Consider the following 25,062-nt stretch of genomic DNA (forward strand, 5'->3'; position numbering starts at 1 on the left):
TGGCTCGAGGCATAGGGGTGCCGGCCTGGCGGGCATGGGGGCCCGGCCCGGCTCGGGGCCTAGCGTGCCTCCGGCTGGTGCCTCAACTCGCCACGCGGGACGCGGATGTCGCCCGATGGGGTGATCCCTCCCGCAGGCGGCACCACCCACGGGGTGCCACGTGGTGAGGTCGGTAGCATCGACCAACTGACGGTGCGACACCTGGACAGGGGGCTGCCTTGAGCGCGGTACGGGGCCTGAGAAAACTCAGCCGGGCTGCGATGAGCGGCTCCGCCCCGCGCGGCGGCCTCCCGGACGCCCTGGAGCACGTGGCCCAGGCCCACCGCGCCCACCACCCGCGCGCCGACCTCGCACCGCTGCGCCGGGCCTATCTCCTGGCCGAGTCCTCGCACCGCGGCCAGATGCGCAAGAGCGGCGAGCCGTACATCACGCACCCGCTGGCCGTGACCCTCATCCTGGCGCAGCTCGGCGCGGAGACGACGACGCTGACGGCGTCGCTGCTGCACGACACGGTGGAGGACACCGACGTCACGCTCGACCAGGTGCGCGCGGAGTTCGGCGCCGAGGTGGCCTACCTCGTGGACGGTGTCACCAAGCTCGAGAAGGTCGACTACGGAGCCGCCGCCGAGCCGGAGACGTTCCGCAAGATGCTCGTCGCCACCGGCGACGACGTCCGCGTCATGACCGTCAAGCTCGCCGACCGGCTGCACAACATGCGCACCCTCGGTGTCATGCGGCCGGAGAAGCAGGCCCGCATCGCCAAGGTCACGCGGGACGTGCTCATCCCGCTCGCCGAACGGCTCGGCGTCCAGGCGCTCAAGACGGAGCTGGAGGATCTGGCGTTCCAGATCCTGCATCCGGAGAGCTACGCGCACACCCGGGAGATCATGCGGGCCCACACGGCCGGGCCCGATCCGCTCCGGGCCGTCGCCGACGCGGTGCGCGGCGTGCTGCGGGACTCCCCGGTCGGGGCCGAGGTGCAGGTCCGGCCGCGCCACGCGCTGTCCGTGCACCGCGCCGTGAAGAAGCGCGGGCCGCTGGGCCCCTGCGACTTCGGACGGCTCCTCATCCTCGTCGAGGACGACGCCGACTGCTACGCCGTGCTCGGGGAGCTGCACACCTGCTTCACCCCGGTCATCTCCGAGTTCAAGGACTTCATCGCGGTCCCGAAGTTCAACCTCTACCAGTCCCTGCACACGGCCTTCGCCGACCCGGAGGGCCGGGTGGCGGAGGTCCTGATCCGCACCCGTCGCATGCACCGGGTCGCGGAGGCGGGCGTCATCGCGCTCGGTGATCCGCATCGCCGCGCCCCCGCGGAGGACGCGGCGGACCCCGCCGATGCGGCGGGCGGCGCCGACCGGCCGGCCGGGGCGCGCGAGGGTGAGGCGGAGCGGGTGGACCCGACCAGGCCGGGCTGGCTGTCCCGGCTGCTGGAGTGGCAGAGCGACGCTCCGGACCCCGACACGTTCTGGGCCCACCTGCGGGAGGACCTGGCACAGGACCGCGAGGTCACCGTCTTCTGCGGGGGCGGCACGCTGCACCTGCCCGCCGGGGCCACCTGCCTCGACGCCGCCTACGCGCGGTACGGGCCCCGGGCGCACACCTGCGTCGGGGCCCGCGTCGACGGGCGGCTCACCACGCTCGGCACGGTCCTGCGCGACGGGGACGCCCTCCACCTGCTCCTCGCTCCCGAGGGCGCCTCGGGGCCCTCCCCGGACTGGCTCGACCACGTGCGCACGCCCGCCGCGCGGATCGCCGTCCGGCGGTGGCTGGAGGCCCACCCCGAGGGCGGTACCCCGGCCGAGGCCGCGCCCGCGCCGGTGGCGGACGGGTCGGGGCCGGGCGGTGCCGGGCGTCCGTCGCCCGCTCCCGGTGCGGAGCGGGCCGCCGTGGCGGTGGAGCAGCCGGACCGCCCGGTGCGGCTCGCCCGGTGCTGTACGCCGGTGCCCCCCGACCCGGTCACGGGCTTTCCCGTACGGGGTGGCGCCGTCACCGTGCATCGCGACGCCTGCGCCGTCGCGGGGCGGATGACGGCGTCGGGGCGTCGACCGGTTCCCGTGCGCTGGGAGGCCGGGGGAGGCGGGTGCCGGGTGACGCTGCTGGCGGAGGCGTTCGGACGGCCGCGGCTGCTGGCCGACCTGACCGAGGCCATCGCCGTGCAGGGCGCCGCCGTCATCTCCGCCGACGTCGAGCCGCCGCGTGAGCAGCGGGTGCGGCACCGGTACACGCTGCGACTGCCGGACGCCACGGCGCTGCCGGCCCTGATGCGGGCCATGCGCGGTGTGCCGGGCGTCTACGACGTGGCCCGCGCCACCCGTCCCGTGGTGTGAGGCGCCTGGTCCGGGCGGGCCGAGGTGTCGTTCGTCGGGCGTGGTGCGGGCCCCATCCGACAGTTGCGGTATGACCATCCGATCGGGTGGCCCGGTGACGCGCCGTCACCGAACCGGCCCCTCCGGCTGGTACCTGATGGATCATGACCTCCCCCCGCCCGCACCCGGCCCCCCGGACCCCGCGCTCCCGACCCGCCCGCGCCCGCCTGCGGTCCCGGCTCACCGCCACCGCCGCCGTCGCCGTCTCGCTCGGCCTCGTCGCCTCCGCGCCGCAGCCCGAGGCGCTGGGCCTCGGCGACCGCCTCTTCCCCACGCTCGGCAACCCCGGCTACGACGTCCTGCGCTACGCCGTCGACCTGCGCTACAGCGGGGACAACACCCGCCCCCTGGAGGCCGGGACGCGCATCACCGCCCGCGTCACCGGTGAGCGGATGGAACGGCTCAACCTCGACTTCGCCAACGGCACGGTGCGCGAGACCCGCATCGACGGCGAGCGGGTGCCGTGGACCTCGGCGGGGGAGGACCTCGTCCTCACCCCCGGCCGGGAGCTCAAGCGGGGCGACGTCGTGCGCATCGACGTGCGGCACACCAGCCCCACCTCCGGGGCCCGGCCCAGCGGCTGGATCAGGACCGAGCGGGACGGACTGGTGATGGCCAACCAGGCCGACGCCGCGCACCGCGTCTTCCCCGCCAACGACCACCCGTCCGACAAGGCGCGGTTCACCTTCCGCATCACCGCCCCGACCGGCTTCACCGCCGTGGCCAACGGGCGCCGGGTCGGTGAACGGACCAGCGGCGACACGGTCACCCGCACCTACCGCACCGTCCGCCCCATGGCCACCGAGCTCGCGCAGGTCGCCATCGGCCGGTCCGTCGTCGTCCGGGACGAGGGGCCGGGCGGCCTGCCGCTGCGCCACGTCGTGCCCGAACAGCACCGGGCGGCGCTGGAGCCCTGGCTCAAGAGGACGCCGGAGCACCTGAGGTGGATGCGGGAGAAGGTGGGTGCCTACCCCTTCGAGAACTACGGCCTGCTCGTGGCCGAGGCCGACCTCGGCTTCGCCCTGGAGACGCAGACCCTGTCGCTGTTCTCCGTCGACTTCCTCACCAACACCCGCTACCCCGCCTGGTACCGGGAGGCCGTCATGATCCACGAACTGGCCCACCACTGGTACGGCAACAGCGTCAGCCCGCGCCGGTGGGACGACCTGTGGCTGGGCGAGGGGCACGCCACCTGGTACGAGTGGCACTGGGCCGCCGAACACGGCGGGCCGTCGCTGTCCCGGCTCGCCCGCACGGCGTACGAGGCGTCCGACACCTGGCGGCGCGACTACGGGCCGCCCGCGCGGATCCACCGTCCCGAGGACGACGACAAGCTCGGCATCTTCCGCCCCGTCGTCTACGAGGGGTCGGCCGTCGCCCTCTACGCCCTGCGGCAGAGGATCGGGGCGCCGGCGTTCGACGAGCTCCAGCGGACGTGGGTCGAGCGCCACGCCCACGGCGTCGCCTCCACCGCGGACTTCGTCGCCCTGGCGAGCGAGGTCGCCGGGGAGGACCTCACCACGTTCCTGCACGCCTGGCTGTACGGCGAGCGCACCCCGCCCATGCCCGGCCACCCGGACTGGCGCAGCACGGCGAGCTGACCGCGCGCCGGCGGTGGATACTCACGTGACGCCGTCGTCCGGCCGTGCCACCATTTCCCCGAGGGCCCGGGAACGCCCCGCGCGCCCGCCCTCGTCCCTCGGGGGAATGAACGGCCGCCGCCGTGCGTTGGCCCCTACCGAGGTCCATTTCCATCGACGTGAGGACACCCTTGACCTTCTCTTCTTCTCTTCCGCACCTCGGCCAGCGCAACGAACCCACCACGCGCCGTGCTGACGCCCTGATGGAGGAGGACGTCGCATGGAGCCACGAGATCGACGGGGAGCGTGACGGCGAGCAGTTCGACCGCTCGGACCGGGCGGCGCTGCGCCGCGTCGCGGGCCTCTCCACCGAGCTCCAGGACGTCACGGAGGTCGAGTACCGGCAGCTGCGCCTGGAGCGCGTCGTCCTCGTCGGCGTCTGGACGTCCGGCACGGCGCAGGACGCGGAGAACTCGCTGGCCGAGCTCGCCGCGCTCGCCGAGACCGCCGGCGCCGAGGTGCTCGACGGCGTCGTCCAGCGCCGTGACAAGCCCGACCCGGCCACCTACATCGGTTCCGGCAAGGCCGAGGAGCTGCGCGACATCGTGCTCGAGACCGGCGCGGACACCGTCGTGTGCGACGGTGAGCTCAGCCCCGGGCAGCTGATCCACCTGGAGGACGTCGTCAAGGTCAAGGTGGTCGACCGCACCGCCCTGATCCTCGACATCTTCGCCCAGCACGCCAAGTCCCGTGAGGGCAAGGCCCAGGTCTCGCTCGCTCAGATGCAGTACATGCTGCCCAGGCTGCGCGGCTGGGGCCAGTCGCTGTCCCGGCAGATGGGCGGCGGTGGCTCCGGTTCGTCCGGCGGCGGCATGGCCACCCGTGGCCCCGGTGAGACCAAGATCGAGACCGACCGTCGACGCATCCGCGAGAAGATGGCGAAGATGCGCCGCGAGATCGCGGAGATGAAGACGGGCCGCGAGGTCAAGCGTCAGGAACGGCGGCGCAACCAGGTCCCGTCCGTCGCCATCGCCGGCTACACCAACGCGGGCAAGTCCTCCCTCCTCAACCGGCTCACCGGTGCCGGCGTCCTGGTGGAGAACGCCCTGTTCGCCACCCTGGACCCGACGGTCCGCCGGGCCGAGACGCCCAGCGGGCGGCAGTACACCCTGGCCGACACCGTCGGCTTCGTCCGACACCTGCCGCACCACCTGGTGGAGGCGTTCCGCTCCACGATGGAGGAGGTCGGCGACTCCGACCTGATCCTGCACGTGGTGGACGGCGCCCACCCGGTGCCCGAGGAGCAGCTCGCCGCCGTACGGGAGGTCATCCGCGACGTCGGTGCCACGGACGTGCCGGAGATCGTCGTGATCAACAAGGCAGACGTCGCCGACCCCCTCGTCGTCCAACGGCTGCTGCGCAACGAGCAGCACGCCCTCGCCGTCTCCGCCCACTCCGGCGCGGGCATCGAGGAGCTGCTCGCGCTGATCGACGCCGAGCTGCCCCGCCCCGCCGTCGAGGTGGAGGCCCTGGTGCCCTACACCGAGGGCGGCCTCGTCTCCCGCGTGCACACCGAGGGCGAACTGCTGTCCGAGGAGCACACGGAGACGGGCACGCTGGTCAGGGCCCGGGTCCACGACGAGCTGGCGGCGGCCCTGCGGCCCTACGCGGCGGCCTGACGGGCCGGGCCGCGCCCTCCACGGGCGGGAGGGTCGGCGGTGCGCACCGCCGACCCTCCCGCCATGCCCCGTCGGAGTCGTTCCGAGGCCCCGCCCTCAGGGCCGCACGACGGCGACCGGGCAGCGGGCGTGGTGCAGGACCGCCTGGCTGACCGACCCGAGGAGCAGCCCGGCGAAGCCCCCGCGGCCCCGGGCCCCGACCACGAGCAGCCCCGCGTCCGCGCTCGCCTCGATGAGCGTCTCGCGGACGCCGCCGCGCACCACCGACTGCTCCACGGGGACGTCCGGGTGGCGCTCGCGCAGACCGGCCAGGCTCTCGGCCAGGAGACGCTCCTCCTCGCCGTCCGGCGGACCCGACGGCGCGGGTGCGCCCGGGGGCAGCGGGGTGCAGGCGTGCAGGGCGCGCACGCCGGTGCCCCGGAGCGCCGCCTCCTCGAAGGCGAAGGCGGCCGCCGCCGCTCCGGTCGGCGATCCGTCCACGCCGAGCAGTACCGGGCCGGACGCGTCGCCCTCGCCGCGCACCACCAGGAGCGGGCAGTGGCCGTGCGCCGCCAGGTGCACCGCCGTCGACCCCAGGAGCAGGGCCCGGAACTCCCCCCGTCCCCGGCTCCCGAGCACGACCACGGCCGCTGAGCGCGAGGCGGTCTCCAGTACCGTCAGCGCCTCTCCGGGCAGCACGGCACCGCTGACGCGCCCGCCCGCCCCGGCCGCCCGTGCCGTCTCCACGGCCTCGGCCACCAGCGTTTCCGCCCGGTCCCGCAGACCGCCCTCACCGGGGGCGTCGGGCGGGCCGGGCGGCAGGAGCGGCACGGGAGTGGTGAGGGCGTGCACGACGTGCAGGGCCCGCCCGCGCAGCCGCGCCTCCCGGGCCGCGAGGAGCACCGCCGCCCGGCTCGACCGGGAGCCGTCCACGCCGACCACCACGGCGCCGGCGGCCGACGCCGCCTCCGCCCCGCTCACCGGTGCGGGACCACGGCCACGGGCGCGTGGGCGTGGTGCAGGACGGCGAGGGCGACGGGACCGACGTGGGTGCCGAGCGGCGACCGGCGCACGCGCCGTCCGACGACGACGAGCGCGGCGGATCCCGCGTTGTCCACGAGGTGGTCGGCCGGACCACCGCTGACCACCTGCGCCGTGACGCGGACGCCGGGGTACTTCTCCTCCCACGGACGCAGCATCGCCCGCAGACGCTCGGTCGCCAGGTCGGAGACGTCCGTGTACACCTCCGGCGGCAGGACGTAGGGGTCGGCGCCGTAGATGAGGGGCATGCGCCAGCTGTGCACGGCCCGCAGCGGGGCGTCGCGGCGTGCGGCGGCATCGAAGGCGAAGGCCAGGAGTTCCTCGCAGGGCTCGTCCACGTCCACCCCGACGAGGATCTCCCGGGGCCGGTCGACCGCTCCGGGGACGCCGTCGTCCGCGCCGCGCTCCCCGGTGCCGTCGTCCGGTCGCCGGGACCTCACCAGGACCACGGGGCAGGCGGTGTGCGGCACGGTCCGCAGGCCGACCGAGCCGACGAGGTGGCCCAGCAGCCTCCCCAGGCCGCGTGAGCCGAGGACGAGCAGGTCCGTCTCGCCGGAGGCCTCGACGAGCTCCTGGTGCGGACGGCCCCGGCGCACGTCCGTGCGCGTGGGCAGCCCGGGGTGGCGCCGGGACGCCCGCTCGGCGGCCTCCGCGCAGATCCGGTGCGCGGCCCGGGACTCCGCGTCCGCATCCACGACGGCCGAGTAGGGGACGGGCACGGACTCGTAGACCTGCACCAGCCGCAGCGTCGCCCCGCGCAGCGCGGCCTCGTCCGCCGCCCAGTCGGTCGCCGCGAGGCTTTCGGAGGAGCCGTCGAGCCCCACGGTCACGGTGTGCGTCATGATCTTCCTTCGGCAGTGGCGGTGGGCGGCGGGCGGCCGCTCCGGTCCTTGGGGTGCGGGGTACCGCGTCGGAGGGCGGTGCTAACGGGCCGGACCGGTCCGGCGTCCGAACGGTCCCGTCCGGCCCCGTGCCCCGGCGGCGGCCCCGCGGTACCACCGTCGCCCGCCCGCCCCGGTCCGCACAGGTGGCCGACCGGCCCGCGTCGGGTGCCGGAGGTCCCGGCGTGCCCGCCCGGCCGGACGCCGGGTCCGGATGAGGGCCGGACGGCCCTGGCCGTCGGGTGCGGCCTCACCCACCATGGAGGGGTCCGCCCGCCCCGACCCCAGCAGGGAACTCCGCCATGACAGACCGGCCCGGCTTCACCGCGGCGCACCCCGTGCGCGTCTTCCTCCTCGACGACCACGAGGTCGTGCGGCGGGGGGTGCACGACCTGCTGGACGCCGAGCCGGACCTGGAGGTCGTGGGGGAGGCCGGCACGATCGAGCAGGCCCTCGTGCGCGGCCCCGCCCTGCGTCCGCACGTCGCCGTGCTGGACGTGCGGCTGCCGGACGGGGACGGCATCGGCGTCTGCCGTGAGCTGCGCTCGCGCATGCCTGAGCTGGCCTGCCTGATGCTGACGTCCTTCGACGACGACGACGCCCTGCTGGACGCCATCCTGGCGGGCGCGGCCGGTTACGTGCTCAAGCAGGTCAAGGGCTCGGACCTCGTCACGGCGGTGCGCACGGTGGCCTCCGGGCAGTCCATGCTCGACCCCGCCACCACCGCCCGTCTCATGAGGTCGCTGCGCGGTGACGTTCCGGGGGAGCGTCCTGCCCGGGGCGACGCGCTCGCCGGGCTGACGGACCGGGAGCGGCAGATCCTGGCCCTCATCGGCGACGGTCTGACGAACCGGCAGATCGGCGAGCGGCTGTTCCTGTCCGAGAAGACGGTGAAGAACAACATCTCGCGCCTGCTGGCCAAACTGGGCGTCGAGCGGCGGGTGCAGGCGGCGGTCCTGGCGACGCAGGTCGGGCCCCGCGGGGCCGAACAGCCGGGCGGGCGGGCGCACGGCGCGCTCTGAGCGGTCCCGCAGGGGCGTCGGACGGGGGCGGGCCCGCGCTCAGTCCTCGGCCAGCGGGACCGTCCACCGCAGCCGGGTCCCGCCCGCGTCCGACGCGCCCAGCTCCAGGGTCCCGCCGAGCCGGTCGGCGCGTTCGGCCAGGTTGCGCAGCCCGCTGCGCCGCCCTCCGGCGCGCAGGCCGACGCCGTCGTCGGTGACGGTGAGGGCGACCTGCCCGCCGCCGACCACGAGCGCCACGTCGACGCCGCGCGCCTCGGCGTGCCGGGCGACGTTGCTCAGGGCCTCCGCCAGCACGGCGGTCACGTGCTCGGCGGTGTCGGCGGGGACCGAGGTGTCGACCAGGCCCTCCATGCGCAGCGACGGAGTGAAGCCGAGGGTCCCGACCGCCTGTTCGAGGAGCTGGGCGACGCGGACCCGCAGGCCCTGACCGCCCGCGCCCTCCCGGCGGCGCAGTCCGAAGATGGACGACCGGATGATCTTCGCCGTCTCGTCCAGGTCGTCCACGGCGCGGGCGAGCCGTTCCCGGGCCTGCGGATGGTCGACGAACCGCTGTGCGCTCTGCAGCGTGATGCCGGTCGCGAAGAGCCGCTGGATCGCCACGTCGTGCAGGTCGCGTGCGATGCGGTCGCGGTCCTCCAGCAGGGCGATCTGCTCGGCCGAGCGCCGCCGGTCGGCCAGCTCCATGGCGATCGCGGCCTGCCCTGCGTAGGCGAGGAGCGGTTCGGTGTCCCCCTCGCCGAAGGCGGGTCCCTGCTTCCCGCGCGCCAGGGCCAGGACGCCTCGCAGGCTCTCGCCCGTGCCCAGGGGCACCGCGACGGCGGGGCCGAGCCCCGCCCAGGGCGAGAGGTCGTCGACCGTCGGCTCGTCGCCGGCGTCCGCGCGGGTCACCGCCGTGCCGGACGCGGCGGCCTGCCCGGCGAAGGTGCCGTCCCGTGGCACCAGCACGCCCAGCCGCTCCCGGGAGCCGTCACCGAGGGCCAGCGCCACCCGCAGCTCCGCGCCGCCCGGCACGGGCAGCAGCAGGGTGCCCAGGTCGGCGCCGAGGATGCGGCGGGCGTGGTCCACGATCATCTCCAGCGCGTGCGGTTCCTCGGCGCCGGACAGGAGGACCTCCGTGACGCGCGCGTTGGCCTCCAGCCAGCGCTGACGGGCGCGCTGCCGCTCGTAGAGCCGGGCGTTCTCGATCGCGACGCCCGCCGCCACGGCCAGCGTGGAGACGACCGCCTCGTCCTCCTCGTCGAAGGCCCCCCGGCCGCGCTTCTCGGTCAGGTAGAGGTTGCCGAACACCTCGTCGCGGACCCGGACGGGCACACCGAGGAACGACCGCATCGGGGGGTGGTGGGCCGGGAAGCCCGACGAGGCGGGATGCCGCGCGAGGTCCGGCAGCCGCAGGGGCTGCGGGTGGCGGATCAGCTCGCCCAGCAGACCGTGTCCGGAGGGGAGCGGGCCGATCGCCGCGGCCTCCTCCTCGGTGACGCCCACCGTCAGGAACTGGGCCAGCCCGCCGTCCTCCCCGATGACGCCGAGGGCTCCGTACGCGGCGTCCACCAGGTCGGTCGCCGCTTCCACGATGCGCCGCAGCACCTGGGGCAGCTCCAGCCCGCTGCCGACCGAGAGGACGGCGTCGAGCAGGCTGTGCACGCGGTCGCGGGTGCCCCGCATCGCGTCGATGCGCACCTGCAGTTCGTCCAGCAGCTGGTCGAGACCCAGTTTCGGGAGGTGTTCGGCCCCCGCCTCACGGTCCATGGACGCCTCCTCACCCCGGCGCCCCCACGGTAGCAATCGCCAGGTGGACGCCCGGTGCGCGGCCCGATCTCAACGGGAGGCGACGCGGCGGCCGGTGAGGTGCCTGGGGGTGATGCGCACCCACAGGGGCCGCTCGCCCGGCGGCCACGGCCGGGAGTACGCCTGCTCCGCCAGCCGGCGTTCCTCGTCCTCGCCGGTCACCCTGCGGGCGGGGCCGCGCACGAGGACGCTCCAGCCCTCGCTGAGCGCGTCGTCGATGCGGTCGACCTCGAAGGCGGTGTCCGTGCCGGCCACGCCCGCCGGCCCGGCGTCCGGCGCGGTCCGGAAGACGATGTCGCCCTCCACGACGCTGTAGTTGACCGGCACGATCGCCGGGCCTTCGGCGGTGGCCGTGACCAGCCGGCCCACGCCGTGCGTCCCGAGCAGTTCCCGGCACTCCGCCGGGTCCAGCTCGTGCAACACGGCGCCCGCCGCCGCCCGGCCGGTACCCGGCGGAAGGTCGCTCACCCCGCCGTGCAGCGCGGCGACCGTGGTCTCCAGCGCGTGCGCGATGCGCAGCAGGGCGCCGCTCCCCGGTGCGGCGCTGGGCCGCTCCTCCAGGTACTCCAGGTAGCCGGGTGCCGTGCCCGCCCGCAGCGCCACCTCCTCGCGGCTGAGGCCCAGCTCCGCACGGCGCTGGGCCATGCGCCGTCCGATGTCGCCCCGGGCCCTGCCGTCCCCGGACGCCGGGCCCTCGGCTCCGGCCTCGTGTGCGGTCATGGTGGCGCTCCTTCACTGCCCGTGGAACCGGCGCGGCCACCGGGCTCGGGCCGCTCGCGTCGGACGGTCTCCTTCCAGGGTGCCGCGCGGGAGGACGTCCGCGCCTCCCGACCCGCGCGGCCCGGCCCGGTCACGCCCCGGCTCCGGTGGTCACCGGTGCGGCACGACGGCCACCGGAGCCGTGGCGTGGTGCATCACCACCTGGGCCACCGGGCCGACGTGCGCTCCCGGGCCCGTGTACGTCACCCGGCGCCCGACGACCACCAGCGCGGCCGTCTCGGCCGCCTCCACCAGCCGTTCGGCCGGGGAACCGGTGACCGTTCGGGCCGTCACCGGGACGTCGGGGTACTTCTCCCGCCACGGCAGCAGCCGCTCCGCGAGCTCCGCCGCGACGACGCCGGTGGCTCCCGCCCCCTCCGGATCGCCGTCGTCGTCGCCGACGTCCGCCAGGAGCAGGGGCGAGGGGCGGCGCACGTGCAGCACCAGCAGCGGCGACCCCCACCGTGCGGCCGTGCCGAAGGCGTGGCCGACGACGTCGGCGGGGGCGTCACCGTCGCCGAGACCGAGGACGACGCGGCCCGCCGGTCCCCCGTCCCCGGCGGGGCCCTCCGGGGCCGTTCCCGCCCGCACCAGCACGACGGGGCACGCGGCGTGCGGAACCGTCCGCAGGGCCACCGAACCGACGAGGTGGGCACGCAGCCGGCCCATGGCGCGCGTGCCGAGGACGAGCAGCTCCGACTCCTCCGACGCCTCGGCCAGCACCGACGGGGGTCGCCCGGCCGGGGTCTGGGTGCTCGTCCCCAGCTCCGGCCACCGGAGTGCGACGCGGTCGGCCGCCTCGCGGCACACCCGGCGGGCCCGCTCGAAGTCGGCCTCCGTCCTGGCGAGCGCGGCGTACGGGTAGGGCGTGTTGTCCCGGACGCACACCAGGCGCAGCGACGCCGCCCGGGAGGCGGCCTCCCGGGCCGCCCAGTCGGTGGCGGCCAGGCTCGCCGCTGAGCCGTCCAGGCCCACGGTCACGGTGTGTGTCATGGTCGTCCCTCCACGGTCGGCGGGGCGGTGCGCCCTCGCCCCACGGTGCTCCGCGCGGGCCCGCCCGGTACAGGGCCGCCCGGCCCGGAGCCGGGGGCCGGTCGGCCCTGCCTCCGGCGGGCCGTCGCGCACCTCGGCCGCGTCAGCCCACCCCGTGGCACGGACCGGGGCGGTGGCGACAGGGCCGAACGGCCGCGGAAAGTGACCGATCGGCGCCTGCGGGGGCACGGTGGCGTGGCGCATCGTGGAGACAGGAGGTGGCGAGGATGCCGCGGAGGAACGCAGAGCAGGGGAGTCCGTCCGTGCGGGGACCGGTGGTCGTCGCGGTGGACGGATCGCAGTCGAGTCTGGCGGCCGTCGCCGTCGCCGTGGAGGAGGCGCGCAGCCGGCGCTGCGCGCTGCGCGTGGTGCACGCGTTCATCTGGCCGCTCATGCACGTGCCCCTGGGGCCCTCGGAGCTGGGCCCGTCGGACGGCGGGCTGCGCCACCAGGCCGAGCGGCTGCTCGACGAGGCGGCGGAGCGGGCGCGGGAGCTGGCCCCCGAGCTGGAGATCACCCGGGCGCTCGTGACCGGTGAGCCGCTGACCGTCCTGGAGGCGGAGTCGCGCGAGGCGACGCTCATGGTCGTCGGCAGCCGGGGTCTCGGCCGGTTCGTCGGGCTGCTGGTCGGGTCCACGGCGGTGCACCTGGCCGCCCACGGCCGCTGCCCGGTGCTGGTGGTGCGCGGTCGGGGCGAACCGACGGGGGACGTGCTGGTCGGCGTGGACGGCGGCCCCACCGACGAGGCGGCCCTCGCCTTCGCGTTCGCGGCGGCCTCCCGGTACGGCGTCGGGGTGACCGCCCTGCACGCGTGGGACGGCTGGAGCACCCCGGTCGAACTCGGCCCCGGAGACCCGCACACCGCGGTGTACGAGAAGCACCACCTCCAGCACCAGGAGGAGCGGCTCCTCGCCGAGGCGGTGTCGGGCCGGCGGGCCACCTACCCGGACGTGCCGGTCGAGCGGCGGCTGGTCCGTGACCACCCCCGGCAGGCGCTCATCGAGGCGAGCGGGACGGCACGCCTCCTGGTCGTCGGCGCGCGCGGCCGGGGCGGCTTCACCGGACTTTTGCTCGGCTCGGTGAGCCAGGCGGTGCTCCAGCACGCCCGCTGCCCGGTCGCCGTCGTCCGCGCGGACGGCCAGGGTCGCTGACGGCTGCTCTCCTCGGCTCCGGAGGGGGTGGGGCCGTCGGCTCCTCAGGGGTGCGGGACGACGGCCACGGGGATCTCGGCGTGGTGCAGCGCGGCGTGGGCGAGGGAGCCGAGGTGGGGGCCCAGGCGTCCGTGCCGGGCGTGCCGTCCGACCACCAGGAGACCGGCGTCCGCCGCCGCGTCGAGCAGGAGCCGTCCGGGCCCGCCCACCACGGCGCGCGCCTCCACCGGGACTGCGGGGCGCTCCTCCGCCCACGGCCGCAGCAGGCCGACCAGCGCTTCCTCCTTCTCCTGGTTCAGCTGGACGCGCGCGTCCTCGGCGGCGACGAGCGGTCGCACGCCGAAGACGGGCGGGGGCTCCCAGCCGTACACGGCGTGCAGCGCGGCCCCCCAGCGTGCCGCCGTGTCGAACGCGAAGGTCAGGACCTCCGCGGCCGGGGCGTCGAGATCCACCCCGACGACGACGCGCGCCCGCGGTGCCGTGGTGGCGGTCTCGGGGGGCGACGGCTCCGGCCGTGCCCGGACGAGGACGACCGGACCGTGCGCGCGGGCGACGGTCGGCAGGGCCACCGACCCGACGAGGAAGCCCCGGATCGCGCCCAGCCCCCGCGAACCGAGCACCAGCAGCCCGCTCGGGGAGCTCAACTCGGCCAGCACGTCCGGCGGCGGCCCCTCCCGCACCTCCGTGGCGCTGCGCAGCGCGGCGTGGGTGCGGTGCAGTTCGGCCTGGACGTCCTCGGCGGTGTGCTCGGCCCACGCGTGGGCGGCCGTCTCACCGGGGACGCGGGCGAGCGGGTCGGGGTCGACGTCCTGCACCTGCACCAGCAGGAGTGGCGCCTCCCGGCTCACGGCCTCGCGGGCCGCCCAGCGGGCGGCGAACCGGCTCTCCGGCGAGCCGTCCAGTCCGACGACGACGTGCTGCGGCATCACGCACCTCCTCGGCGGCGTTCGGTCTCCTCGTCGAGGACGTCGCCGATCAGCACCGACGCCCCCTCGGCGACGAGGAGTTCGGCGATCGCGGCGCCGATGCCGCGTGCGCCTCCCGTGACCAGGACCGTGCGGCCCGTCAAGCGTCCCATGGGTTCACCGCCTCGCTGTGGTGTGCCGCGACGCACGAGCCCGCCCCCGGTCGCGTGCCGTGCGGCGGGCTCCTTCCAGGCTCCTCCGGGCATGACCGGCACGCGAGTTGGCGGGAGGCGGAGCTGCGGACCGTGGGGCTGCGGCTGTGCGGCGGTGGAGGTTAGACTCGGCGACGACCCGGAATGAGAGCGCTCTCACGGTCTCGCGGGCTTCAGGGGCTCCCACGCGGGGAGGGAGGGCCGCCGATGCGGTGGACGGGCACCCGGCTGGGGGTCGCCACGGCGCTGGCCGCGCTCGGCCTGTTCGCCGCCGCGCTGGTGCACTTCTTCACCCGACCCGTGCCCCCCTTCGAACCGCCGCCGATCCCGCCGCACGTCGCCGGGCCCCCGGCGGCGTCCCCGCCCGCCGTCCCCGACGGACCCGCACCCGGGACGTCCGCGCCCACGTCCGCCCCCGGCGGCCGGTCCACAGCTCCCGCACCCCCTTCCTCCCCGGGCCGGGACACGCCACCCCGGGACGTCGGCGTCCCCGCCGGCACCCCGACCCCCGAGCCCCCGCCCGCCCCGGCGTCCCCGACACCGCCCCCGCCCCGGCCGAGCGAGCCGCGGGACGCCGCACCGGAGCCGGGGGAGGCGCCGGAGGCCGCCCCGGCCGTACTGGCGCGCGGGGACCGGGGGCGCGAGGTGCTCGACCTCCAGCGCAGGCTGCGGACCGTCGGCATCCACACGACCCCCGTGGACGGCGTCTACGGCCAGCCCACGGAAGCGGCCGTCCAGAACTACCAGGCGCTCAGAGGGGTGCAGGCCGACCCGACGGGCGTGTACGGACCGCACACGCGGGCGGCCCTGGAGGGCGAGACCTGACGGGCGCCGACCGCCTCACCGTTCCGCGTCCGGGAGCGGGGACGCGCCCCCGCGTGCGACGTCGCCGTCCGTGCGGGGGAGTGCGGGCGGTCGCCGGGCACCGAACCGCAGGCACACCCGGGTGCCGCCGAGCCGCCCCGGACCGATCACCAGGCCGCCGCGCGCCGCACGGGCCACGCGCGTCGCGATGTCCAGGCCCAGCCCGCTGGAGGCACCGCCGCTGTGCCCGCGCGCCCGCACCGCCTCACCGGCGGGGACGCCCGGGCCCGCGTCCTCCACGACGAGGGTCGGGACGCCGTCCGACGGCCCGGCGTACACGCCGCACCGGGTGCCCGGCGGGGTGTGCCGGAAGACGTTCCCGAGCAGCGCGTCCAGAGCCGCCACGACGTCCTCCTCCGGGACCGCCACCTCGACCGGGCCCGGGGCCACGGTCACCTCGCAGCGCCTGCCCTGGGCCTCGGCCAGCGCCGCCCAGAACGCCATGCGGGCGCCGACCACACCGGCGAGGTCGGCGCGGGCACGGTGCCGCCCCGGCCCGGCCGGGGCCACGGCCGAGCCCTGGCGGGTGAGCCCGATCAGCCGCGTCACCTCCTCGTCGAGCGCCCGCACCGCGACGCGCAACCGCTCCGCGACCGGCCCCTCGACCCGGTCGGCCTCAAGTCCGAGCGCGGTCAGCGGCGTCCGCAGCCGGTGCGAGAGGTCGGCGGCGAACTCCCGCTCGTGCCGCATCAGCTCGGTGACGCGGTCCGTCATGGCGTTGAAGGCGGTCGCGACCTCCCGTACCTCGCGGGGCCCTGCGACCCGGACGCGGACGCCGAGTTCACCCCGGCCGACGGCCGAGGCCGCCTGCACGAGGTCGTCCGAGGAGCGCACCAGCCGACGGGCGACCCGGTCCGCGCCCAGCACGGCCACCAGCGTCAGCGACACCACGGCGGCGGCCAGCACCGCCCAGGCGGCGCGCACGCCGTCGGTCCGTTCGTCCTCCCGCACGACGGACTCCACCAGGGCCGTGCCGCCCTCGGGCAGCCGGACCGGCAGCAGGACGACCTCCTCGCCCCCGATCCGGGCCCGGACCGTGCGCCCGTCCCGCACGGCCCGCCCGGCGGCGTCCCCGGAGGCGCGGCACCGACCCACCGTCCCGGCCCCCGGCAGACGCACACAGGTCGAGGCCCGGTCCTCGCCCGAGCTGCGCCAGGCGGCCCGCACCGCGTCCACGTCACGGGTCGCCGCGAGCACCGTCACCAGCACCGCGGCCCTGCGCTCGGACCGCTGCTGGGCGCGGTCCGCCGCCTGCTGCCGCGCCGCGTAGCCCAGGGGCAGGGCGAAGGCCAGCGCCGTGAGCAGCGCGACACCGAGGGACAGGCCCAACTGCCAGCCGCGGAGCGTCATGGCGCGGGGACGGCCAGCCGCAGCCCCACACCCCGGACGGTCTCCACGTAGCCCGGGTCTCCGCCGCACGCGGCCAGCTTGCGCCGCAGCCAGTACACGTGGACGTCGATCGTGCGGTCGTACACGTCGCTGCCCCGCCACACCTCGGTCAGCAGCTCCCTGCGGGTGACCACCGCGCCGTCCCGCCGCGCCAGGTACGCGAGCAGGTCGAACTCCCGCCGGTTCAGGTCCACGGGCGAGCCGCCCAGCGTCACCCGCCGCCGCGCCAGGTCGATGACGAGGTCCCCGGCCGCCAGCGTGTCGGGCGGTGCCTGCCCCGCGCGGCGCAGGACCGCCAGGACGCGGGCCGCGAGCTGCTCCCCGGAGAACGGCTTGGTCACGTAGTCGTCGGCCCCGTCGCGCAGCAGCCGGACGATTTCCGACTCGTCGCTGCGGGCCGTCGCGATGATCACCGGGACCCGGCTGACCGCCCGCATCATCCGCAGGACCTGTCCGCCGTCGAGGTCGGGCAGGCCCAGGTCCAGCACGACCAGGTCGGGCAGGGGCGGGACGAGCCGGCGCATCAGCCCCATCGCGGTGCCGACGGAGGTCACGCCGTACCCCGCCGACGTCAGCGAGCGGACGAGTGCCTCGCGGACGAGTACGTCGTCCTCGACGACGAGAACCGTGGTCATGCGTGCACGGTAGGTCAGCGAAGGCGGTCACCGGCAGGGGTCGGCGGCGGCTGCGGCGTCCGCCGCCGACGGAGGCCCGGACGCGGGGGTGGCCGAGCCGGTCCCGCGCCGTGTGCCGAGCACGGGCAAACCCGCGGCTGTCGTGCGGATAACGCCGCCCTAACGTTCGCCCCGGTACCGGCTCTGGTCGCGCTGAACCCGCGTGCTCTACCTTTCGATGAGTGGGAGCGCTCTCAAGGCGAACGTTCCACGGCGGCAACGCCCTTGGGGTCGCAACGTCAAGGGTGCTGTGTCTCCGTGCGCGCTCCCACCGGTGAGGCGCCGGACGCGTCTCCGGCAGGCGTCACCGCTCTCTCCGCGCCACGCACACCGCTCCGTTCAGACACGTCATCCGTACGGCACGACGCACTCACGTAGGGGAGATCCGCACTCATGAACCGCACCAGAACCGCGCTCCTCGCCGCCATGGCGATGGTCGCCGGCGCCACCGGGACGGCCCTCGCCGTCGCCCCCGGAAGCCCCGGAACGGCCGCAGTCCCCTGCACCGTCGACTACGAGGTGCAGAACGCCTGGGACACCGGCTTCACCGCCTCGGTGACCGTGACCAACAACGCCGCACCCGTGACCTCCTGGGACGTCGGCTGGACCTACGCCGGGAACCAGACGATCACGAACGGCTGGAACGCCCGGCTCAGCCAGTCCGGTACCGAGGTCAGCGCCACCAACGAGTCCTACAACGGCCACCTGGGCACCGGCGCGTCCGTGAGCTTCGGCTTCCAGGCCGGGTACAGCGGCAGCAACGCGGTCCCCGACACGTTCACCCTGAACGGGACGACGTGCGACGTCGACTCCGGCGGGCCCACCGACCCCACCGACCCGCCCGACCCGACCGACCCGCCCCCCGGCGACCGGGTCGACAACCCGTACAGCGGCGCCCAGGTGTACGTGAACCCCGAGTGGTCCGCCAACGCCGCCGCCGAGCCCGGCGGCGACCGCGTCGCCGACCAGCCCACCGGCGTCTGGCTCGACCGCATCGCCGCCATCGAAGGAGTGGACGGCGGCATGGGCCTGCGCGACCACCTCGACGCGGCCCTGGAACAGAAGGGCTCCGACGAACTCGTCGTCCAGCTCGTCATCTACAACCTGCCCGGCCGGGACTGCGCCGCCCTCGCCTCCAACGGCGAGCTCGGGCCGACCGAGATCGACCGCTACAAGACCGAGTACATCGACCCGATCGCCGCGATACTGGGCGACGAGAAGTACGCCGACCTGCGCATCGTCACCACCGTCGAGATCGACTCCCTGCCCAACCTCGTCACGAACACCGGCAGCCGGCCCACCGCGACGCCCGCGTGCGACGTGATGAAGGCCAACGGCAACTACGTCAAGGGCGTCGGCTACGCCCTCGACCGGCTCGGCGACGTCCCCCACGTCTACAACTACGTCGACGCGGGCCACCACGGCTGGATCGGCTGGGACGACAACTTCGGCGCCACCGCCGACGTCTTCAAGGAGGCCGCGACCGCCGAGGGCGCGACCGTGGACGACGTGCACGGCTTCATCACCAACACCGCCAACTACAGCGCCCTGCGCGAGGAGAACTTCTCCATCGACGACCAGGTGGCCGGAACGTCGGTACGCCAGTCCCAGTGGGTCGACTGGAACCGCTACGTCGACGAGCTCTCCTTCGCCCAGGCGTTCCGCCAGGAGCTGGTCTCCGTCGGCTTCGACGCCGGCATCGGCATGCTGATCGACACCTCCCGCAACGGCTGGGGCGGAGCCGACCGGCCCACCGGCCCCGGCGCGACGACCGGCGTCGACGCCTACGTGGACGGGGGCCGCTACGACCGCCGCATCCACATCGGCAACTGGTGCAACCAGCAGGGAGCCGGCCTCGGCGAACGACCGCAGGCCGCACCGGAGCCCGGCATCGACGCCTACGTGTGGATGAAGCCGCCGGGGGAGTCCGACGGGTCCAGCCGGGAGATCCCGAACGACGAGGGCAAGGGCTTCGACCGCATGTGCGACCCCACGTACACCGGTAATCCCCGCAACGGCGGCAACCTCTCGGGCGCCCTGCCGGACGCCCCCGTCTCCGGACACTGGTTCTCCGCCCAGTTCCAGGAGCTGATGGGCAACGCGTACCCGCCGCTGCCGTAACGGCTTCGGCCCCCGGCCCGCCCCGCACGGCGGCCCCCGCGTCGCCGGGACCCGTCGCCCCGCTGCCCGGCGTCCTTCCGTCGTGCGGAGCGGCCGGGAACAGCCGAACGCGACCGCCCCCACCGTCCGGTGGGGGCGGTCACGTGTGCGCCGTGCGCTATCGGGCTGCTGTGCGGGCCACGAAGGCCGCCCAGGTGTCCTCATTGACGCGGAGGACGGGCCCGCTCGCCGCCGCCTTGGAGTCGCGGACGTAGACGGTGTGGCCGTCAGCGGCGATCTCTACGCAGTCCCCGCCGCCGGAACCGCTGTAGCTGCTCTTGAACCAGAGAAGCCCGTCGGCGTTCCGGGTTACCCGCTCCACGCTCATGTCTCTCCGATCAGCCGTTGGATGAGCTGCGCAGAATCCCTGCCGTTGAGGGCCTGCGACCGCAGCTTGCCATACCGCATCCCGAAGGCGCTGACCTCTGCCGCATCTCGGATCACACAGCCGACCTCGTGGGATTCGATGTAGCCGAGGTGCTGATGCTCACTGGTCTCCAGCACGACGAACGGGCCGTTCCTTCCTGGGTGCACTCCTGACCGGCCAGGCATGACCTGCACCTCCACGTTGCGCAGGGCGCTGATGTCCAAGAGCCGCCGCCACTGCTCCCTCATGACGTCCGGTCCACCCACCGGGTCGCGCAGCGCGTCCTCGCTGATGATGAACGACAGCTCCGCCAACGGGCCGTCGCGGGTGAGGAGTTTCTGTCGGCTGAGCCGGGCCTCGGTGTGCTGGTCGATGGTCTCCTCGCTGAGCGGCGGACAGTGCCCGGCGAAGACGGCCCGCGCGTAGGCTTCGGTCTGCAACAGTCCGGGCACCAGCAGCGGGTCGTAGGAGAAGCGGCTCACGACCTCCGCCTCGATGACGGCGAAGTTGCGGAAGAACCGGGGCAACTTCGCCCGGTCCACCTCGTCCTGGAGCACCTCCAGAACGCCCCGCGCCTCCAGGACGCGCTCGGCCGCCGCCGTGAACGCGGCCTTCGCCGGGCGTCGTCCCTGCTCGACCGAGGCGACGAGCTCCAGCGAGTACCCGATGGCCTCGCCGAACTCCTGCTGACTGAGCCCGGCCCGCTTCCGTAGATGCTGGAGCAGCCGCCCGTACGCCGACCAGGCCCCCGGCCGCTCGCCTCTCTGATCCTTCGTCCGCGTCGCGCGACCGTTGCGTGTATCCCGCACTTCCCTCACGCCCTTCCTCCCGGATGCCCGTGGACCCGCCGCACCGGGACCAACGGGCCCCGCTCCGGCAGGGCACGGGCGTCGACCCGTACACGACCCGTACAACTGCCGCGTCGGTGCCGGGCCTTCGCCGTACCTCGGGGCCGGGTACGGTCGTCGTCCCTGGTCAGGGCGTACCCGGAGGCCGACGCTGGGCGCCGTGACCCAACGACAGACCACCTCCCCGACCGGCGGCACCGAACCCTTGCGACTGGGGCTGCGACTCAGCGCGGGCCGCCGTGGTGTGCGGCTGGCGCGGCGGCTCGCCGTCCAGCAGTTCACCGAGTGGACCGGCCTTCCGCACCACTGTGACGCCGCGTACGCCGTCGCCCTCGTCACGGACGAACTGGCGGCCAACGCCGTCGCCCACGGCACCGTTCCCGGCCGCGACTTCGCGCTGACGCTGCTCCTGCCGGTGGAGGGCGTCCTGCGCGTCGAGGTGACCGACAGCAGGCCGGAACGCGGCATCGTCCACCCGGCGAACGCGCCGGGCCCACCGGACGCCGAGTCGGGACGCGGGCTGCTCCTCGTCGCCGTCTACGCCGCCCGCTGGGGCTGCGTGTGCCGCGACGCGCTCACCAAGACCGTCTGGGCCGAGGTCGCCTATCCCTGAGCCCCGGGCGGACGGCGGCGGGTGGCGTCAGGGGGTGGGACGAGGCGGTAGCCGACGCCCCGGACGGTCTGGATGAGCTCCGGATGGTGCGGGTCGTCGCCGAGCCGTTCGCGCAGCCGCCGGACGTGCACGGTGATGGTGTTGGAGCGCTGGGCCTCGTCGCCCCAGACCTCGTTGCGGATGCGGGCCCGGGTGATGACCTTGCGGGGGTTGCGCATCAGGAGGTGCAGGAGCTGGAACTCGCGCAGCGGGAGTTGGGCCGTCGGCCTGCCGTGCACGTGGACCTCGTACGTGCTCGGGTCCAGGGTGATCGGGCCGCAGCTGAGGGGGTGCGCCCAGCCGCGGTCGCCCACGTCGGCCAGGCTGAGCAGCCGGGCGACCTCGCGCGGCCGGTAGGGGCGGGCGACGCACGCACTCGCGCCGTCCGCCAGCGCCGAGGCCACCAGGCCGGTGTCCTCCGGGCCGACGCCCAGCACCACCGGCGTCGCCGCGCGCCGCCGGATGACGCGGAGGACGTCGGTGCCGTCCAGCAGGGGCAGCCGGGCGGAGACCAGCAGGACGTCCGGCTGCCGCAGCCCGGTCTCCAGCAGCGCGCTCGCACCGTCGGCGCAGTGGACCACGGACACCCGGTAGCGGGCGAGGTGCGCCGTCAGGCCCTGGCGAATCCTTTCGTCAGCGTCCGCGAGCAGCACGACGGGGTCGGCGCCCAGGTCCAGTCCGATACCCGGCCCGGGCACCGCGGCGGGCTGCGCGCCGTCCACCGCGGACCCGGTGTGCTTGGCTGTCACGGCACGTTCTCCCCTCGTGTCGATGCCCGAGGGCGCCGGCCGGGCGCGGGTCAGGCGCTCGGCCGAACGGCTACGCCCCCGGACCGGCGGCGCCGGCTCGCAAGCGGTGTCAGCCGAAGCGGCCGGAGACGTAGTCCTCGGTGGCCTGCTTGGCCGGTCGGGTGAAGAGGGTGGTGGTGTCCGCCATCTCCACGAGGACACCGGGCTCACCGGCGGCACGCAGGTTGAAGAAGCCCGTGGTGTCGCTGACGCGCTGGGCCTGCTGCATGTTGTGCGTCACGATGACGATCGTGTAGCTCGACTTGAGGTCCAGGATGAGGTCCTCGATCGCCTGCGTGGAGATCGGGTCGAGCGCCGAGCACGGCTCGTCCATGAGGAGGACGTCCGGCTCGACGGCGATCGCCCGTGCGATGCACAGGCGTTGCTGCTGCCCGCCGGAGAGGCCGGAGCCGGGCCGGTGCAGCCGGTCGCGGACCTCCGTCCACAGGTTGGCCGCCCGTAGGGACCGCTCGACGCGGCCGTCCATCTCCGAGCGCGGCATGCGCCGGTGGTTCAGACGCAGCCCGGCGGCGACGTTGTCGTACACGGACATGGTCGGGAACGGGTTGGGCCGTTGGAAGACCATCCCCACGTGCCGCCGCACCCGCACCGGGTCCACGTCCGGCCCGTAGAGGTCCTGACCGTCCAGCACGACCTTTCCGCTCACGCGGGCACCGGGCACGAGTTCGTGCATGCGGTTCAGCGACCGCAGCAACGTGGACTTGCCGCAGCCGGAGGGGCCGATCAGCGCGGTGACCTGTCGGGGCTCGATGTCCATCGACACGTCCTGAACGGCCAGGAAGCGGTCGTAGTGGATGTCGAGGCCGGAGACCTGGATACGTGTGGCCACGGGGGTTCTTCCTTGTCGGTGGGCTGGTGGCGCCGGAGGAGGTGCCTCACGCGCTCTTCGGCGCGAAGAGGCGGGAGATCAGCCGGGCCACGAGGTTGAGCGCCATGACGATGAGGATGAGCACGAGCGCCGCCGCCCACGCCCGGTCGAGCGACGCCTCGGGCGGTACGCCGGGCGAGACGTACTCGTAGTACGAGAACACCGACAGCGTCGCCATGCGCCCGTCGAAGGGGTTGAAGTTGTCGCTCGTCGTGATCCCGACGGTGATCAGCAGCGGAGCCGTCTCCCCGATCACGCGGGCGATGGCCAGCGTGACGCCGGTCGCGATGCCGGCCAGCGCGGTCGGCAGCACGATGCGCAGGATCGTCCGCCACTTCGGCACGCCCAGCGCGTACGACGCCTCGCGCAGCTCGTTCGGGACGAGCTTCAGCATCTCCTCCGCCGAGCGCACCACGACGGGGATCATGAGCACGCTGAGCGCCACCGCTCCCGCGATGCCCATGCGGACGCCCGGCCCGAAGAACAGCACGAACAGCGCGTAGGCGAACAACCCGGCCACGATGGAGGGGATGCCCGTCATCACGTCGACGAAGAAGGTGATGGCGCGGGCGAGTCGGCCGCGCCCGTACTCGACGAGGTACACGGCCGTCAGCAGGCCCACCGGGACGGAGATCAGCGTCGTGAGCCCGGTGATGATGAGGGTGCCGAAGATCGCGTGGTGGACGCCGCCGCCCTCGGCGACCACACCCCGCATCGAGTGCGTGAAGAACTCGCCGTCGAAGCGGGCCAGGCCCCGGCTGACGACGGTGGCCAGGACCGAGACCAGCGGCAGCATGGCCAGCAGGAACGCCGAGGAGACCACGGCGGTGATCAGACGGTCCCGGGCCGCCCGCGCCTCCTCCACCGCGCGGGACCAGACGTAGACGACGGCCGTGTAGCCGACCGCCGCGACGATGCCGCTGAGGGCCGGGTTCCAGCCCAGCAGCCACAGCACCGCCCCCGTGGCGATCGCGCCCAGGAGCACCAGCGGCGGCCCCGAGGCGGGGAGGGTTCCGTGCGTCAACGGCTCCGCCGCGGCGGAGCGCTCGTCGGGCTCGGTGTCGGTCGTGGAGAGGGACATCAGTTGGCTCCCGAGAATTCGCGCCGCCGGTTGATCACCGCGCGCGCCGTCATGTTGACCGCGAGCGTCACGGCGAAGAGCACGAGCCCGGACGCGATGAGGGCGTTGACCTTGATGCCCGTCGACTCGGGGAACTGCAGCGCGATGTTGGCGGCGATCGTCGACGGATTGCCGTTGCTGATCAGGTTGAAGGTCACGCCGCCCGAGGTGGACAGCACCATGGCCACGGCCATCGTCTCGCCGAGCGCGCGGCCCAGCCCCAGCATGGACCCGCCGATGATCGCCGAACGGCCGAACGGCAGCACGGACATGCGGATCATCTCCGAGCGGGTCGCGCCCAGCGCCCAGGACGCCTCCTCGTGCAGGCGCGGCGTCTGCCGGAACGCCTCACGGACCACGGCCGTGTTGATCGGCAGGATCATGATGGCCAGCACCAGCGCGACGGTGAGCATCGTGCGTCCGGTGGAGGACGCCGGCCCCGCGAACAGCGGGATGAAGCCGAGGTTCTCCGCGAGCCAGCCGGTGGGGTCCACGGTCAGCGGTGCCAGCTGCGAGACGCCCCACAGGCCGAAGATGATGCTCGGCACGGCGGCCAGCAGATCGATGACGTAGCCCAGCGTGGTCGCCACGCGGCGGTGCGCGTACTGCGTGATGAACAGGGCGATCGCGACCGACAGCGGTGCGGCGATCGCCAGGGCGAGCAGGGCCGACAGCAGCGTGCCGAACAACAGGGGCCACACGTACAGCGCGACGCCCTCGCCGCCGGGCATGTCCTCGGCCGGTGCGGTGACGGCGGGCCACGCCTCGACGAGCAGGAACGCGGCCACCCCCGCCAGCACGGCCAGGATCAGCACGCCGGCCCCGGTCGACGCACCGGAGAAGACCCGGTCCCCCAGCCTCTGGGGTGTGCGTTGCCGACCGGTGGGCTCGGTGGTGATGGGCACGGACACGTTCC

Annotated in this window: 23 protein-coding genes; 8 read left to right on the forward strand and 15 right to left on the reverse strand. The window is 74.9% G+C overall.

What is annotated here, in order from left to right; genetic code table 11:
* Nucleotides 1-260 precede the first annotated feature (260 nt).
* From IF129_RS13740 to hflX, 3 genes are all read left to right on the forward strand, one after another.
* Entirely contained in the window at nucleotides 261-2,330 is a 2,070-nt protein-coding gene (locus IF129_RS13740) for a RelA/SpoT family protein (RefSeq protein WP_191209914.1), read from the forward strand.
* Between the two features lie 143 nt (nucleotides 2,331-2,473).
* Nucleotides 2,474-3,970, forward strand: coding sequence for a M1 family metallopeptidase (locus tag IF129_RS13745; RefSeq protein ID WP_191209915.1), 1,497 nt, complete (start codon nucleotides 2,474-2,476; stop codon nucleotides 3,968-3,970).
* A 170-nt stretch (nucleotides 3,971-4,140) separates the two neighbouring features.
* Nucleotides 4,141-5,628, forward strand: coding sequence for a GTPase HflX (hflX, locus tag IF129_RS13750; protein WP_191210102.1), 1,488 nt, complete (start codon nucleotides 4,141-4,143; stop codon nucleotides 5,626-5,628).
* A 96-nt stretch (nucleotides 5,629-5,724) separates the two neighbouring features.
* Here the strand turns inward: hflX and IF129_RS13755 are convergent, their stop codons facing one another.
* Both IF129_RS13755 and IF129_RS13760 read right to left on the reverse strand, forming a co-directional pair.
* A complete protein-coding gene (locus IF129_RS13755) occupies nucleotides 5,725-6,588 on the reverse strand; it encodes a universal stress protein (protein ID WP_318153719.1) in 864 nt (287 codons plus the stop codon).
* Entirely contained in the window at nucleotides 6,585-7,490 is a 906-nt protein-coding gene (locus tag IF129_RS13760; protein WP_191209916.1) for a universal stress protein, read from the reverse strand. Before IF129_RS13760 ends, IF129_RS13755 begins: the two co-directional genes overlap by 4 nt.
* Nucleotides 7,491-7,831: 341 nt before the next feature.
* On the opposite strand from IF129_RS13760, the gene IF129_RS13765 reads away from it, so the two are divergent.
* The gene (locus IF129_RS13765) at nucleotides 7,832-8,551 is read left to right on the forward strand and encodes a response regulator (RefSeq protein ID WP_191209917.1); all 720 of its coding nucleotides are present in this window, start codon (nucleotides 7,832-7,834) and stop codon (nucleotides 8,549-8,551) included.
* A 39-nt stretch (nucleotides 8,552-8,590) separates the two neighbouring features.
* Here the strand turns inward: IF129_RS13765 and IF129_RS13770 are convergent, their stop codons facing one another.
* The 3 genes from IF129_RS13770 to IF129_RS13780 form a co-directional block, all read right to left on the reverse strand.
* Nucleotides 8,591-10,297, reverse strand: coding sequence for a sensor histidine kinase (locus IF129_RS13770; protein WP_191209918.1), 1,707 nt, complete (start codon nucleotides 10,295-10,297; stop codon nucleotides 8,591-8,593).
* A 69-nt stretch (nucleotides 10,298-10,366) separates the two neighbouring features.
* Nucleotides 10,367-11,056, reverse strand: a complete 690-nt coding sequence (locus IF129_RS13775) for a helix-turn-helix domain-containing protein (protein ID WP_191209919.1) — start codon at nucleotides 11,054-11,056, stop codon at nucleotides 10,367-10,369.
* 150 nt (nucleotides 11,057-11,206) lie between these two features.
* Nucleotides 11,207-12,088 carry a universal stress protein gene (locus IF129_RS13780; protein WP_191209920.1) on the reverse strand — a complete coding sequence of 294 codons (882 nt, stop codon included), beginning with the start codon at nucleotides 12,086-12,088 and terminating at the stop codon, nucleotides 11,207-11,209.
* A 302-nt stretch (nucleotides 12,089-12,390) separates the two neighbouring features.
* Here IF129_RS13780 and IF129_RS13785 point away from each other — a divergent pair, with 302 nt between their 5' ends.
* Nucleotides 12,391-13,278 (forward strand): universal stress protein, encoded by an 888-nt coding sequence (locus IF129_RS13785; protein WP_318153720.1) that lies wholly within the window; start codon nucleotides 12,391-12,393, stop codon nucleotides 13,276-13,278.
* A 44-nt stretch (nucleotides 13,279-13,322) separates the two neighbouring features.
* Here IF129_RS13785 and IF129_RS13790 read toward each other — a convergent pair whose 3' ends face one another.
* Nucleotides 13,323-14,204 carry a universal stress protein gene (locus tag IF129_RS13790; RefSeq protein WP_191209922.1) on the reverse strand — a complete coding sequence of 294 codons (882 nt, stop codon included), beginning with the start codon at nucleotides 14,202-14,204 and terminating at the stop codon, nucleotides 13,323-13,325.
* Nucleotides 14,204-14,356 (reverse strand): SDR family NAD(P)-dependent oxidoreductase, encoded by a 153-nt coding sequence (locus IF129_RS13795; RefSeq protein ID WP_191209923.1) that lies wholly within the window; start codon nucleotides 14,354-14,356, stop codon nucleotides 14,204-14,206. Before IF129_RS13795 ends, IF129_RS13790 begins: the two co-directional genes overlap by 1 nt.
* 246 nt (nucleotides 14,357-14,602) lie before the next feature.
* Between IF129_RS13795 and IF129_RS13800 the strand changes: the two genes are divergently transcribed.
* Nucleotides 14,603-15,220 carry a peptidoglycan-binding domain-containing protein gene (locus tag IF129_RS13800; protein WP_191209924.1) on the forward strand — a complete coding sequence of 206 codons (618 nt, stop codon included), beginning with the start codon at nucleotides 14,603-14,605 and terminating at the stop codon, nucleotides 15,218-15,220.
* A 15-nt stretch (nucleotides 15,221-15,235) separates the two neighbouring features.
* Here the strand turns inward: IF129_RS13800 and IF129_RS26740 are convergent, their stop codons facing one another.
* The gene (locus IF129_RS26740) at nucleotides 15,236-16,609 is read right to left on the reverse strand and encodes a sensor histidine kinase (protein WP_191209925.1); all 1,374 of its coding nucleotides are present in this window, start codon (nucleotides 16,607-16,609) and stop codon (nucleotides 15,236-15,238) included.
* Nucleotides 16,606-17,283, reverse strand: coding sequence for a response regulator transcription factor (locus tag IF129_RS13810; protein WP_191209926.1), 678 nt, complete (start codon nucleotides 17,281-17,283; stop codon nucleotides 16,606-16,608). Before IF129_RS13810 ends, IF129_RS26740 begins: the two co-directional genes overlap by 4 nt.
* Nucleotides 17,284-17,715: 432 nt before the next feature.
* Between IF129_RS13810 and IF129_RS13815 the strand changes: the two genes are divergently transcribed.
* A complete protein-coding gene (locus IF129_RS13815; RefSeq protein ID WP_191209927.1) occupies nucleotides 17,716-19,443 on the forward strand; it encodes a glycoside hydrolase family 6 protein in 1,728 nt (575 codons plus the stop codon).
* A gap of 157 nt (nucleotides 19,444-19,600) precedes the next feature.
* Here the strand turns inward: IF129_RS13815 and IF129_RS13820 are convergent, their stop codons facing one another.
* Complete coding sequence (locus IF129_RS13820) at nucleotides 19,601-19,810, reverse strand: DUF397 domain-containing protein (RefSeq protein ID WP_191209928.1); 210 nt, start codon at nucleotides 19,808-19,810, stop codon at nucleotides 19,601-19,603.
* Entirely contained in the window at nucleotides 19,807-20,658 is an 852-nt protein-coding gene (locus tag IF129_RS13825; protein ID WP_191209929.1) for a helix-turn-helix domain-containing protein, read from the reverse strand. Before IF129_RS13825 ends, IF129_RS13820 begins: the two co-directional genes overlap by 4 nt.
* 199 nt (nucleotides 20,659-20,857) lie before the next feature.
* Between IF129_RS13825 and IF129_RS13830 the strand changes: the two genes are divergently transcribed.
* Nucleotides 20,858-21,310: an ATP-binding protein gene (locus IF129_RS13830; protein WP_318153721.1), complete on the forward strand. Its 453-nt coding sequence runs from the start codon at nucleotides 20,858-20,860 to the stop codon at nucleotides 21,308-21,310.
* On the opposite strand, the gene IF129_RS13835 is transcribed toward IF129_RS13830, so the two are convergent.
* The 4 genes from IF129_RS13835 to pstC all read right to left on the reverse strand — a co-directional run bounded on the left by IF129_RS13835 (nucleotide 21,301) and on the right by pstC (nucleotide 25,051).
* A complete protein-coding gene (locus IF129_RS13835; RefSeq protein ID WP_318153722.1) occupies nucleotides 21,301-22,098 on the reverse strand; it encodes a response regulator transcription factor in 798 nt (265 codons plus the stop codon). The genes IF129_RS13830 and IF129_RS13835 overlap by 10 nt on opposite strands.
* A gap of 109 nt (nucleotides 22,099-22,207) precedes the next feature.
* A complete protein-coding gene (pstB, locus tag IF129_RS13840; protein WP_191209930.1) occupies nucleotides 22,208-22,987 on the reverse strand; it encodes a phosphate ABC transporter ATP-binding protein PstB in 780 nt (259 codons plus the stop codon).
* A 46-nt stretch (nucleotides 22,988-23,033) separates the two neighbouring features.
* Nucleotides 23,034-24,107 carry a phosphate ABC transporter permease PstA gene (gene pstA, locus IF129_RS13845; protein WP_191209931.1) on the reverse strand — a complete coding sequence of 358 codons (1,074 nt, stop codon included), beginning with the start codon at nucleotides 24,105-24,107 and terminating at the stop codon, nucleotides 23,034-23,036.
* The gene (gene pstC / locus IF129_RS13850; RefSeq protein WP_318153723.1) at nucleotides 24,107-25,051 is read right to left on the reverse strand and encodes a phosphate ABC transporter permease subunit PstC; all 945 of its coding nucleotides are present in this window, start codon (nucleotides 25,049-25,051) and stop codon (nucleotides 24,107-24,109) included. The genes pstA and pstC overlap by 1 nt, the downstream gene beginning before the upstream one ends.
* Nucleotides 25,052-25,062: the final 11 nt, after the last annotated feature.

This window comes from Streptomyces chumphonensis (genome assembly GCF_014779715.1).
Classification (GTDB): domain Bacteria; phylum Actinomycetota; class Actinomycetes; order Streptomycetales; family Streptomycetaceae; genus Streptomyces; species Streptomyces chumphonensis.